At 51.3% G+C, this 12,744-nt stretch carries 14 protein-coding genes; 10 read left to right on the top strand and 4 right to left on the bottom strand.

Features of this window, described 5'->3' with window-relative positions:
* Nucleotides 1-39: 39 nt before the first annotated feature.
* From recG to erpA, 9 genes are all read left to right on the top strand, one after another.
* A complete protein-coding gene (gene recG, locus ACIKP9_RS09675) occupies nt 40-2,100 on the top strand; it encodes an ATP-dependent DNA helicase RecG (RefSeq protein ID WP_400881981.1) in 2,061 nt (686 codons plus the stop codon).
* Nucleotides 2,101-2,166: 66 nt separating this feature from the next.
* Nucleotides 2,167-2,703, top strand: a complete 537-nt coding sequence (locus ACIKP9_RS09670) for a chorismate--pyruvate lyase family protein (protein WP_400881979.1) — start codon at nt 2,167-2,169, stop codon at nt 2,701-2,703.
* Complete coding sequence (ubiA, locus tag ACIKP9_RS09665; RefSeq protein ID WP_400881976.1) at nt 2,700-3,569, top strand: 4-hydroxybenzoate octaprenyltransferase; 870 nt, start codon at nt 2,700-2,702, stop codon at nt 3,567-3,569. Before ACIKP9_RS09670 ends, ubiA begins: the two co-directional genes overlap by 4 nt.
* 118 nt (nt 3,570-3,687) lie before the next feature.
* A complete protein-coding gene (gene rplM / locus ACIKP9_RS09660) occupies nt 3,688-4,128 on the top strand; it encodes a 50S ribosomal protein L13 (protein WP_400881973.1) in 441 nt (146 codons plus the stop codon).
* A gap of 12 nt (nt 4,129-4,140) precedes the next feature.
* Nucleotides 4,141-4,533, top strand: a complete 393-nt coding sequence (rpsI, locus tag ACIKP9_RS09655) for a 30S ribosomal protein S9 (protein WP_230348300.1) — start codon at nt 4,141-4,143, stop codon at nt 4,531-4,533.
* 138 nt (nt 4,534-4,671) lie between these two features.
* The gene (gene argC / locus ACIKP9_RS09650; RefSeq protein WP_400883353.1) at nt 4,672-5,724 is read left to right on the top strand and encodes an N-acetyl-gamma-glutamyl-phosphate reductase; all 1,053 of its coding nucleotides are present in this window, start codon (nt 4,672-4,674) and stop codon (nt 5,722-5,724) included.
* Between the two features lie 7 nt (nt 5,725-5,731).
* Entirely contained in the window at nt 5,732-6,436 is a 705-nt protein-coding gene (locus tag ACIKP9_RS09645; protein WP_400881971.1) for a DUF6776 family protein, read from the top strand.
* 36 nt (nt 6,437-6,472) lie between these two features.
* Nucleotides 6,473-6,877, top strand: coding sequence for a bactofilin family protein (locus tag ACIKP9_RS09640; RefSeq protein ID WP_400881968.1), 405 nt, complete (start codon nt 6,473-6,475; stop codon nt 6,875-6,877).
* Between the two features lie 55 nt (nt 6,878-6,932).
* Nucleotides 6,933-7,286: an iron-sulfur cluster insertion protein ErpA gene (gene erpA, locus ACIKP9_RS09635; protein ID WP_230348297.1), complete on the top strand. Its 354-nt coding sequence runs from the start codon at nt 6,933-6,935 to the stop codon at nt 7,284-7,286.
* Between the two features lie 73 nt (nt 7,287-7,359).
* Here erpA and gltA read toward each other — a convergent pair whose 3' ends face one another.
* The 3 genes from gltA to ACIKP9_RS09620 are packed head-to-tail and all read right to left on the bottom strand — an operon-like array spanning nt 7,360 to nt 11,141.
* Entirely contained in the window at nt 7,360-8,655 is a 1,296-nt protein-coding gene (gene gltA / locus ACIKP9_RS09630) for a citrate synthase (RefSeq protein WP_400881964.1), read from the bottom strand.
* 30 nt (nt 8,656-8,685) lie between these two features.
* The gene (locus tag ACIKP9_RS09625; RefSeq protein ID WP_400881961.1) at nt 8,686-9,792 is read right to left on the bottom strand and encodes an anhydro-N-acetylmuramic acid kinase; all 1,107 of its coding nucleotides are present in this window, start codon (nt 9,790-9,792) and stop codon (nt 8,686-8,688) included.
* 2 nt (nt 9,793-9,794) lie between these two features.
* Nucleotides 9,795-11,141, bottom strand: a complete 1,347-nt coding sequence (locus ACIKP9_RS09620) for a peptidoglycan DD-metalloendopeptidase family protein (RefSeq protein ID WP_400881959.1) — start codon at nt 11,139-11,141, stop codon at nt 9,795-9,797.
* Between the two features lie 107 nt (nt 11,142-11,248).
* On the opposite strand from ACIKP9_RS09620, the gene tyrS reads away from it, so the two are divergent.
* On the top strand, nt 11,249-12,448 hold the full coding sequence (gene tyrS, locus ACIKP9_RS09615; RefSeq protein ID WP_400881957.1) for a tyrosine--tRNA ligase: 1,200 nt from the start codon (nt 11,249-11,251) through the stop codon (nt 12,446-12,448).
* A 7-nt stretch (nt 12,449-12,455) separates the two neighbouring features.
* On the opposite strand, the gene ACIKP9_RS09610 is transcribed toward tyrS, so the two are convergent.
* On the bottom strand, nt 12,456-12,744 hold a 289-nt coding region (locus ACIKP9_RS09610; protein ID WP_400881955.1), incomplete at its 5' end, for a hypothetical protein.

Genomic DNA, 12,744 nt, shown 5'->3' with positions numbered 1-12,744 from the left:
GCAATAAATCACGCCAGGATCAGTCCTTTCCCCAAGATCATGGCGCCCACATTACCCGCCAATAGCAAGCTTGACGGTATCAAAGGCATGACCCCTGCATTGCAGGGGCGTCTTGCCAAACTCGGCATTGTGAATGTGCAGGGTTTATTGCTGCACTTGCCGTTACGCTATCTTGATGAAACCCGCATCACGCCCATTCGTGAGCTGCGTGCTGGCGAGCAAGCCCAGGTGCAGGGCGAGATCGTGCATGCCGAAGTCCAATACCGTCCGCGCAAAGCCTTGATTTGCCGGTTGCGCGATGATACCGGCCAGCTTGTGCTGCGATTCCTGCATTTTTACCCCAGTCAGGTCGCCAGCCTGAAAGAGGGTAAACATATTCGCGCCTTCGGTGAGGTACGCGGCGGTTTCTTCGGTTGGGAGATGGTACATCCGCAATGCAAACAGGCCGAAGAGGATGCGCCCGTTGCCGATGCATTGACGCCTTTATACCCAACGACGGCTGGCCTGAGCCAGGCGACACTGCGTAAATGGATAAGCTGGGCATTACAGCAGGCAGATACTGCAGAAATCCTGCCTCCTGCCACTTATCAAGCGCTAGGTTTGCCTGCTTTTGCAGATAGCCTGCGGCAACTACATCATCCTGAGCCTGGTGTTGATCTGGCGAGCATAGAGTCGCGTGATCATTTAGCCTGGCGCAGGCTGGCCTTTGATGAGTTGCTGGCGCAACAGCTTTCTATGCTGAAGCATCATGCTCGGCGTAGACATCAAGGTGCGCCAGCCTTGGCCCAGTCCAAAAGCTTGGTGACTGCACTATTGCGTAGCTTGCCTTTTGCCTTGACCCAGGCCCAGCAACATGTAGCAGTGGAAATCAGCCGCGACTTGCAACAGTCACATCCCATGCAGCGATTATTGCAAGGCGATGTAGGCAGTGGCAAAACGATCGTCGCTGCCATGGCCGCTTTGCAAGCGATTGAAAATGGCTGGCAGGCTGCCATCATGGCGCCTACCGAAATCCTTGCCGAACAGCATTACCAGAAAATGCAGGGCTGGCTGGCACCGCTAGGTATCCAAGTGGCTTGGCTTTCTGGCAGCCAGGGTAAGAAGGAGCGGCGGGAAATGATGGCAGCCGTGGAAAAAGGAGAGGCGCAACTGGTGATTGGCACTCACGCCTTGTTTCAGGATCAAGTCGTGTTTAAGAGGCTGGCGTTGGCGATCGTCGACGAGCAGCATCGTTTTGGCGTGCAGCAGCGGCTTTCTTTGCGGCAGAAGGGTGTGCAGCCGCACCAGTTAATGATGAGTGCTACGCCTATCCCACGCACCCTGTCCATGAGCTATTTTGCTGACCTGGATGTTTCGGTGATTGATGAGTTGCCGCCTGGGCGCACGCCTATCGTCACCCGCTTGGTGTCGGATGCACGGCGCGACGAAGTGCTGGAGCGAGTGCAGCAGGCTTGCATGGAAGGACGGCAAGCCTATTGGGTGTGCCCCTTGATTGAAGAGTCCGAGGCGCTGCAATTGCAAACCGTGACCGATACCTATGAGAGCTTACGTGAGACTTTCCCGCAATTGCGGGTGGGACTGGTACATGGACGCATGAAACCTGTGGAGAAGCAGGCCGTGATGGCGGCTTTCAGTGCAGGTGAAACCCAATTGCTGGTGGCGACTACTGTCATTGAAGTTGGCGTGGATGTGCCTAATGCCAGCTTGATGGTGATTGAGCATGCCGAGCGCATGGGATTGGCGCAGTTGCACCAGTTGCGTGGCCGTGTTGGGCGGGGGGCCGCTAAGAGTAGCTGCATTTTGCTTTACCAGGATGGCAAGCTCTCCGAAACTGCGCGGGCGCGCCTCAGGATTATTTATGAATCCAGCGATGGCTTTGCCATTGCCCAGGCCGATCTGGCCTTGCGTGGACCGGGCGAGTTCATGGGGGTGCGGCAGAGCGGGCTGCCCATGTTGAAGATTGCCGACCTTGAACGTGACCAGGATTTGCTTGAATCCGCTCGCGATATCGCAGCTAAATTGCTGGAGCAAGTGCCACAGGCGGCAGAGGCGCATCTGGCTCGCTGGCTTGGCCATGCGGAAGAATTGGTCAAAGTCTGAGATAATCGCTCGGTGAAAGTCTTAGTTCATTTCCCGCAGATGCGAGACCGCTGGCTCAAAAAGCCCATGGGATCGCAACATTATCGTCACTGGTTGAGCGAGCGCGGTTCGCTAACGCTGCGCTTGCAGCGGCATAGTCGCCAGTTCGCTGTACAGCCTGTGCGGCAGGCAAGGGCAAAGCCACCTTTACACGAGGCGCAGATGCTGCATGCGCTGCCTAGGCAGCATAGTGTGCTGCGGGATGTTATCTTGCGCTGCGATGGAGAGGCTGTCGTATTTGCTCATAGCGTATTGCCCAGGCAGGCGATGCGTGGTGCTTGGCGCGGATTGGGGCGGCTTGGCAACCACTCGTTGGGCAGTGCCTTGTTTGCTGATCCACGCATGTGCCGCGACGCATTGCAATACAAGAAGCTTTCACCCCGGCATTTTCTCTACCGCCTGGCCGCGGCGCATATTCCACAGCTCTACGGGCCAGTATGGGCCAGGCGCTCGGTTTTTAGGTTGCATCAAGGTGCAGTGCTGGTGACGGAGCTATTTTTGCCTGCTGTGTTGGCGCTACCTGAAGCAAATAACAAAGCACTACAATCATCTGTCAATCAATGAATCTCTCATTTCTTCAACGCAAGCTGAATGCCTATTACCGCCTGACCCGGTTGGATAAGCCTATCGGCATCCTGTTGTTACTCTGGCCGACATTGTGGGGCATATGGCTGGCTAGCCCAGCCTGGCCGGATAGCTTGGTATTGCTTGTTTTTATCATCGGTACGATATTGATGCGTTCGGCTGGCTGCGTCATGAACGACCTGGCTGACCGCAATTTTGACGGTCATGTGGAGCGAACGCGCCAACGCCCCTTAGTGACCGGGGATGTGACGGGGAGGGAAGCGATTGGGCTCGCAATCGGCTTGAGCCTGGTTGCGTTTGCACTGGTGTTGCAGTTGAACACCTTGGTGGTGGCGTTGTCATTCCCGGCCTTGTTCCTTGCCGCTAGTTATCCTTTGACCAAGCGCTTCCTTTCCATTCCCCAGGCTTATCTTGGCATAGCATTCGGTTTCGGCATCCCGATGGCATTTGCTGCCATCACCGGTCAATTGCCGCTGGAGGCCTGGTTGTTGCTGTTGGCGAATGTATTCTGGGCGGTTGCCTATGACACCGAGTATGCCATGGTCGATCGCAACGATGACCTCAAGATAGGCATCAGGTCTTCCGCTGTTTTCTTTGGGCGGCTGGATATTGCTGCCGTCATGTCGTGCTATATCGTGTTCTTGGCGTTGATGGCATGGGTCGGGGTGCGTTTGCAGCAACCCTGGCCGTATTTCGCCGGATTGGTGGCTGCAGCATTGATTGCGCTGTATCATTACACCTTGATCCGTGAGCGTGATCGCATGTCTTGTTTCAAGGCTTTTTTGCATAACAACTGGCTGGGTGCCGTGGTCTTTGCTGGCGTGCTAGCCAGCGATTATCTTTAAGCATGCATTTTAAGTATCTATGCAGATTGAAAAATCTAGCTCATAAATGTTTGACAAAGCGTGAAGCCTTGACTTACAATCCGCCTCTTAATTTTTTCAGCGAATATTGGTTTGTCCGATGAAGACCTTTTCTGCAAAAGCGCATGAAGTAAAGCGCGACTGGTTCGTAGTTGACGCTACGGATTTGGTGCTAGGCCGTTTGGCGAGTGAAATTGCGCACCGCCTGCGTGGTAAGCACAAGACTATTTACACACCGCACGTAGATACGGGCGATTATATTGTTGTGATCAATGCCGACAAGATCAAGGTAACTGGCAACAAGGCGCTGGACAAGAAGTACCACCGCCACAGTGGTTACCCAGGCGGTATTTCCACAACTACTTTTGGCAAGATGCAAGAGCGTTTCCCAGGCCGTGCCCTGGAAAAAGCTGTCAAGGGTATGCTGCCTAAGGGCCCACTGGGTTATGCGATGTTCCGCAAGCTCAAGGTCTACGCTGGCGAGAAGCATGACCATGCTGCACAACAGCCGCAACCATTGGTAATCCAAAGTCAAGCGTAAGGATAAGCAGCGATGATTGGTAAATATAACTACGGTACTGGCCGCCGCAAGAGTTCGGTAGCTCGTGTATTCCTGAAGTCCGGTAGCGGTAACATCGTTGTTAACGACAAGCCTGCTGACGAATACTTCTCCCGCGTGACATCACGCATGATCCTGCGTCAACCATTGGCTTTGACAGAAAACGAAGCGAGCTTCGACATTCTGGTGAACGTCACTGGCGGTGGCGAGTCCGGTCAAGCTGGTGCAGTGCGTCACGGTATTACCCGTGCACTGATCGATTACGATGCTGCTCTGAAGAGCGCCCTGTCCAAGGCAGGTTTCGTGACTCGTGATGCACGTGAAGTTGAGCGTAAGAAAGTCGGCCTGCGTAAAGCACGTCGTCGTAAGCAGTTCTCCAAGCGCTAAGCTTTACTGCCGTATCATCAAAAAAGCCGCACTTGTTGCGGCTTTTTTGTTTTGGCTGTTTTCAAAATGTCTTGGGGTTTTGTTACTATAGATTTCCTGTGGATATGCCATGGGGCATGCGGAAGGTAAGTTCAAGTGATGCAAAGCAAAAAGATAAAGGTTGGCATTGTTGGCGGTACTGGATATACCGGTGTCGAGTTATTGCGACTCTTGGCCCTACATCCGGATGTAGAATTGAGTGTGATTACTTCACGCGGCGAAGCGGGCCTGCCAGTGGCGGATATGTTCCCTAGCTTACGTGGGCGTGTGAACCTTGCATTTACCGATCCCGCACAAGCTGATCTGACTTTGTGTGACGTTGTGTTTTTCGCGACACCGCATGGTGTGGCTATGAGTCAGGCCAAGGCACTAGTGGCTGCGGGAGTAAAAGTCATCGATTTAGCTGCGGACTTCCGCTTGCAGGACACGGCAGTATTTGAGCAATGGTATAAGCTGTCCCATAGTTGCCCAGAGATTTTGGCCGATGCCGCCTATGGTATCCCTGAGCTATATCGTGACAAAGTGCGTGCTGCACAAGTCATTGGCAATCCAGGATGTTACCCGACCACCGTATTGCTGGGATTGGCTCCTTTGCTGGAGCAAGGGTTGATCGATTTATCGGTGCCTATTATCTCCGATTCCAAGTCCGGCGTTTCTGGCGCAGGTAGAAAGGCAGAAGTTGCCACTTTGTTTGCAGAGTCCAGCGATAATATGAAAGCCTATGGTGTTGCGGGACACCGGCATCATCCTGAAATTCATGCGCAGCTGCAGCAGATCGCAGGTGAGCAGGTGCAGTTTATTTTTGTGCCACATTTAATCCCGATGATTCGCGGTATGTTGTCCACTATCTATGTCAAACTTTCGGCATTGGGTTTGAAAACAGATATCCAGGGCTTGTATGAAGCGCGTTATCAGGGAGAGGCGTTTGTCGACGTATTACCTCCGGGTAGCTTGCCCGAAACGCGCTCAGTGCGTGGAGCCAACCAATTGCGTTTAGCGCTCCATCCCCAAGCAGATAGCGGTTATCTCACGATCATCGTGGTGCAGGATAACCTAGTGAAGGGAGCCGCCGGTCAGGCAGTGCAGAACATGAATATCATGTTTGATCTGGATGAGCAGGCCGGCTTGAATATTGTGCCGTTGCTACCTTGAGCGTTAGATGAAGCGACTTTCACGCCGCGTTAAGCGTCACTTCCATAAGCCAACCAAGCCGGTAGCCATTAAGTCTCACCGGGCCTGGTATTGGCGCTGGCTCATGATCGTGGGGCTTGTCATCGTGGGATATCTGCTGGCTTATTGGCGGTTGAATGTCAGTGGTACCCTGGGTATGGTGGATGCAAACGAGCCGAGCAAGCAGGAGCTGATAAGTCGTACTGTCATGGCGGAGCGGCAATTGCAGGTACAACGGGCAGCGCAGGACAAGCTGGCAAATGATTTCGAGCAGGTGCAAGATGAGTTAATCAAACTCAAGGAAGACTTGGCGTTTTATAAAAGCATGCAAAATGGTGATGCTGTTGTTAAGTCGGTGAAATTGACTCGCTTGTTTGTCGAGAAGGCCAAGGAGCCTGGGCATTATCAATATCACTTGGTGCTATCCCAGCAAGGCAATTCCAGCAAGCCAGTGCAGGGTAGTCTAAGTTTTATTGTGCAGGGCCATAACCAGCAAGGGCAAGTGGTCAAGCTTCCACTGATATTACAGCCTGCCAATAGCAATCAGGCAAAAGTAAATTTCCGGTATTACCAACGCATGGATGGCAGCTTCGCCTTGCCAGACAACATCACGGCTGAAGAAGTTGAACTCAGCTTTCTTGAAACCGGGGCGACACAGCCCAATATTAGCCAGAAGGTAGAATTACCTGGATGAGGCTGATATGCATCACTTCTGGAAAAAGGTAGACGCATGTTCTTCAAGAGCAAGAATAAACCACAAAGCCGCATCGATACCTTGATCAGCACCGATACACGCATTGAGGGCAATATTACATTCAATGGTGGCTTGCGTGTCGATGGTCAAATCAAGGGGGATGTGAGTGAGTCTTCTGGTACTCCCAGTACGCTGGTATTAAGTGAGCAAGGGCGCATAGAAGGCGCTGTGACTGTGGCTCGCATAGTATTGAATGGTGAAGTGCAAGGACCGGTACGTTCAAGTCATTATCTGGAGTTGCTTGCTAAATCCAGAATTAGCGGGGATGTGTATTATAAATCGCTGGAAATCCACACCGGTGCCATTATTGAGGGCAAGCTGGTTTATTTGGGGGATGCTGCCAAAGCAGAAAGCCCTATCATGCCCGAGGGCAAAGATTGACCGCGCGAGTCGCGCGCAGGATAATGAATTCAATTAGTTTAAGGAGTTACCCATCATGAATGCTGTCACAGAAGAAATCCCAAGCCCATTAGTCTTTACCGACAATGCGGCACGCAAGGTAAAAGAATTGATTGATGAAGAAGGGTCGCCGGATCTTAAGTTGCGCGTATTCGTGAGCGGCGGTGGTTGTTCTGGCTTTCAGTACGGCTTTACCTTTGAGGAAATCGTCAACGACGATGATACGACCGTTGATAAGGATGGTGTCACATTGTTGATCGACCCGATGAGCCTGCAATACTTGGTAGGTGCGGAGATTGATTATCAAGATAGCCTGCAGGGCTCTCAGTTTGTGATTCGTAATCCTAACGCAACGACGACTTGTGGTTGTGGATCATCGTTTTCTGCCTAATGACACATAGGTAGCACGTGAATTAGAAAAGGGGCCATCGGCCCCTTTTCTTTTGTATCAGCGCGTTAACTTCTTAACGCTGATCAATTGGTACAAAGTCACGACGTTCCGGGCCCATGTAAAGCTGGCGTGGACGGCCAATCTTGGAGCCGGGGTCGGACATCATTTCATTCCATTGTGCAACCCAACCAACGGTGCGCGCCAAGGCGAAGATGGCCGTGAACATGGAGTTCGGGATGCCCATCGCACGCATGACAATACCGGAGTAGAAGTCGACATTAGGATACAACTGACGGCTGACGAAATATTCATCTTCCAGTGCGATCTTTTCCAGTTCCAGTGCCAGTTTGAACATAGGGTCATCATGCAGGCCCAGTTCGTCCAGTACTTGGTGACAAGTCTGGCGCATAATAGCTGCCCGTGGGTCCATATTGCGATAAACGCGATGACCAAAACCCATCAGCCGGAATGAGTCAGTTTTGTCCTTGGCTCGCTTGATATATTCGCCAATGCGACTGACATCGCCAATTTCTTCCAGCATTTTCAATGTGGCTTCATTAGCACCACCGTGTGCAGGGCCCCAGAGGGAAGCAATCCCTGCTGCAACGCAAGCAAACGGGTTGGCGCCACTGGAGCCTGCGAGCCTCACGGTTGAGGTCGAGGCATTCTGCTCATGATCTGCATGTAGGATCAGAATGCGTTCAAAAGCTTTTGCCAGCACCGGGTTAGGCTCATAGTCTTCACACGGGGTAGCAAACATCATGTGCATGAAGTTTTCCGCATAGTTAAAGCGGTTCTTCGGATACATGAATGGCTGGCCAATATTGTACTTGTAGCTCCAGGCTGCAATGGTTGGCACCTTGGCCAGTAAGCGATGTGCTGCAAATTCGCGATTTTTCGGATCACTCACATCAATCGCTTCGTGGTAGAAAGCCGACATGGAGCCAACAACGCCTACCATGACAGCCATTGGGTGCGCATCGCGGCGGAAGCCGCGGAAAATGTGCGTGAGCTGGTCATGCACCATGCTATGGCGCGTGATGGTATTGGTAAATTTGGTCTTTTGCTCAGCATTCGGCAATTCACCATGCATCAGCAGATAGCTGACTTCCATGAAGTCGGAGTGTTCTGCCAGTTGCTCAATAGGATAACCGCGATAAAACAGCAAGCCCTGCTCACCATCAATATAAGTAATATTGGAGTCACAAGAAGCAGTGGAAAGAAATCCAGGGTCGTAAGTGAAATAGCCATGCTTGCCCAAGGAGCGAATGTCGATGACACTGGGTCCTAGCTTGCCGGGCAGGATGGGCAATTCGATGGGTGCAGAACCGTCATCGAAGGTAAGAGTGACTTTGCTTGGTTTCATCATTATTGAGTCAAGAGGGTTGTTAGTTACAAATTACGCAGCATAAACTGCGCCAAGTATTCTCGGGCCGCATGCGCCAGTGACAGCAGGCAGGTTGCCGGGCAGACCCTCCAGGGTTTGCCTGGCTAGCCAGGCAAAAGCGCTAGCTTCTACGGCATTGACGCTAAGGCCAAGCGTATCGCTCTGTGCAATGGTTACCCGTGGCAGCAGTTTCTGTAATCGTTGCAGCAAGGCTTCATTATAAGCGCCTCCGCCACAGACATACAGCTCATCAACATTACCGCAATACTGTGTCACTGCGATGGCAATTGTCATCGCAGTCAGCTCCAAAAGCGTGCGCTGTACATCTTCTGGTACCGTTTTATCCTGTATCTGGTGCAGGTGTTGTTCCAGCCAGGCAAGATTGAAGGTATCACGCCCTGTGCTCTTCGGTGGTGGCATCGAGAAGAAGGGATCCGCAAGCATCTGGTGTAGTAGCTTGGGAATCAGTTTGCCACCGCTAGCCCAATCCCCATTCGCATCGTAATCCTTGCCTTGATGTTTGTGGATCCATGCATCCATCAGCATATTGCCAGGGCCGGTGTCAAAGCCAGTGATCTCTGCACTGTTGGCCGGTAGATTGGTCAGGTTGGCAATGCCGCCAATATTGAGCACCACGCGGTGCTTATCGGTGGACGAGAATATGGCGGCATGAAAAGCAGGGACCAGCGGTGCGCCGTGACCGCCGGCAGCAATGTCACGGCTACGGAAATCAGCAACGACTCGGATACCAGTCAGCTCGGCTAATAATGCTGGGTTGCCTATCTGCAATGTAAAACCGAGTTCTGGTCGGTGGCGTATCGTCTGCCCGTGGCAGCCAATGGCAGAAATAGCCGTGCGATCAATCCTGGCATTCTGTAAAAGTGCTTCAATGTTCTGGGCATACAACTGCGCAAGCTGATTGCCTAGCAATGCGGCAGTTTCCAGTTCATTATGGCCTGCATCGTGCAGTGCCAATAATTGTTGTTTTAGCGTGGCTGGATAGGGCGTGAATTGTTGCGCGATGACTTGGTATTGATGTTGATCAACAGATGCAATGACGCTGTCGGCACCATCCAGGCTGGTGCCTGACATCAGGCCAATAAAAAGCTTAGCCTGCACTACTAGTCAAGCGACGCGACGTTGCTTGCACTCAGCAATTGTAATTGGGCGCTTAAATTGGCACTGTGAGTGAGGAAAGCATCACGGTATTGTGGTGCGAGTGGCTGGGCCGCAGGCAATGCTACCTTCAGAGGGTCCCTGTGGATGCCATTGAGCAGGAATTCATAATGCAGATGTGGTCCGGTTGCCATGCCTGTCATGCCAACATTGCCAATGATGTCGCCTTGGGACACTTTCATGCCATTCCGCAAGCCAGGTGCAAAGCGGGAAAGGTGGCCATAGACAGTGGTGACGCCATTGCTGTGTTGCAAGTAAATCACGTTACCGTAACCACCTTTAACGCCAACAAACTGCACAACACCGTCCGCAGGTGCTTTAATGCGGGTGCCGATAGGGGCTGCAAGATCAACGCCTTTATGAGCACGCATTTTCTGTAGAATTGGATGGAAGCGACCCATGGTGAAGCCGGAACTGATACGCGTGAATTCCAGTGGGGAGCGCAGGAAAGATTTATGCAGGCTTTTGCCTTCGGGTGTGTAGTACGCGACTTTACCTTCGGGATTGCGATACATAATCGCTTTATAGGTCTTGCCTTGATTGGTGAATTCAGCAGCCAGAACTTGGCCGGTGTTCACCAAGTTGCCGTTATTGTATTTCGCTTCGTAAATGACGACAAAGCGATCGCCTTTCCGCAAGTCGCTATGGAAGTCGATATCGGAAGAGAAAATCTCTGCCATCTGAATGGCGATGGAATCTGGAATGTCTGCCGCATCGGTAGCTGCAAATAGGGAGCTACGAATTTCAGCTGTTTTCAGTACATTATGAACTTCAAAGGTCGGCTCACCAGTCTTGGCCTGGTAACCAGAATCGGTGCGCTCTACGGTAAGAGTGGAAGTTGGGCTGAGTTGGTATTGCAGTTTGAGCAATTCGCCATTGCCGTTGACCTGAGCTTGAATGGCACGTCCTGGTCGCAATTGGGAAGCGAGTGCGCTTGCTTCAGCGTTTCTGCGTAAGAACTCCAGGGCCTCGTTATTCTGTACATTCAAGCGGGCCATTAGGCTGGACAAGGTGTCATCGCGGCGGACTTGATCTGCTTGCCAATAGTTTTCGCTTTCGAGATTTTCTGAAACTAGCGGGGTAGAAATCTCAGGGAGTGCAATATCCTCAATAATCGTGGAAATCGCAATATCCTGCGTAGAAGTTTGTGGTGCGATACCGAAAGCAGTAATGATACCGAAGAGTGGCAGGCTGGAAATGGCGAGCAACCAACGCAGGCGTAGCTTGCGTTCTTTTAATGCTGGGTTTTGCGTTAAAATAACTTCCTTTTGGCTCTGCTCAGTTTGCTGCACTGGTCACTACCTCATTACTGTTACAAATTAACGATGAGGCATGCTAACAGAAAAATTCTGCATGGTGAAGGCAAAAAAGCATCCTAAGATACGGATAATTATCAGATATGGCGAATTTGAACGATGACTTGGCGCTGATAAAGCGTGGTATTGATGACCTGATTGGCGAGCAGGAGCTGATTGAGAAGCTGAAGTCTGGGCGACCATTAAAGGTAAAGGCGGGCTTCGACCCGACTGCTCCTGATTTGCATTTGGGGCACGCGGTATTGATCAATAAATTGCGTCAGTTTCAGGATCTCGGCCATCAAGTACTTTTCTTGATTGGTGATTTCACCGGCATGATAGGCGACCCTACTGGTAAAAGTGCTACCCGCCCGCCATTAAGTGCTGAGCAGGTGCAGCTCAATGCGCAAACCTACCAAGAGCAAGTTTTCAAGATACTCAAGCCTGAGCAGACTGAAGTGGTGTTCAACTCAAGTTGGATCAATGAACTTGGTGCCGCTGGCATGCTTAAGTTGGCAGCAACACACACCGTGGCACGGATGTTGGAACGTGATGACTTTGAAAAGCGTTACAAAAGCAACCAGCCAATTGCCATTCATGAGTTCCTCTATCCTTTATTGCAGGGGTATGACTCTGTAGCCTTGAAGGCGGATATTGAGCTTGGCGGTACTGACCAGCGCTTTAACTTATTAATGGGTCGTGAATTGCAGAAGCATTTTGGTCAGGCCCCACAGTCTGTTCTCACTGTTCCGTTGCTTGAGGGCTTGGACGGCGTTAATAAGATGTCCAAATCTTTGGGTAACTATATAGGTATTGCTGAACCAGCCAATACTATATTTAGTAAGCTCATGTCAGTGTCTGACGAATTGATGTGGCGATATATTACTTTGTTGTCATTTGAATCAATGGCTACTATTGAGCAGTGGCGCGCCTCTGTGGCAGCAGGTGAGAACCCACGCAATATTAAGGTGCGCTTTGCGCAGGAAATCGTTGCACGATTCCATAGTAAGCAAGCTGCTGTTGATGCCCTTACCGATTTTGAGTTGCGTTCAAAAGGTGGAATTCCTGAAGATGTGCCAGAAGTGAGTGTGACTATCCAAGAGGCTTCCATCGCCATTGGTCCCTTATTAAAGCAAGCCGGCTTGGTTACTAGCACCTCCGAAGCATTCCGCATGATAGAGCAGGGTGGTGTGAAGTTGGACAGTGAGAAGGTGACGGATCGAGGCCTACAGTTACCACTGGGTGCGGTAGTGGTAGCGCAAGTAGGTAAGCGCAAGTTTGCACGTATTACTATTGGTAAGTAATACAGGCTCAACTAGTCTCAGTTGTAATTATTTTGTAACAGTGGCAAAAAGGACTTGACCGGAAATCTGGGGTGGGTAGAATGCGCACCTCGCTTGAACGGCGGGGCTCGCAGGAGAGTTTAAAGAAATGAAAATTCTCCTTGACCGATTTAAAAAGGTCTGTAAAATGCGCGGCTCGCTGAGAAAGCAAAGCGCTGTTAAGCAAGTTTTGGAAAGTTAAAAAAAACTGCTTGACTGGATCGAAAAGGTCTGTAAAATGCGCGGCTCGCTGAACGAGGTGATGTGAAGCGAAGTTG

The organism is Methylobacillus methanolivorans (assembly GCF_044751345.1).
GTDB classification, from domain to species: domain Bacteria; phylum Pseudomonadota; class Gammaproteobacteria; order Burkholderiales; family Methylophilaceae; genus Methylobacillus; species Methylobacillus methanolivorans.
The sequence above is the reverse complement of the archived record's forward strand: the minus strand, read 5'-3'. Positions and strand labels throughout refer to the sequence as shown.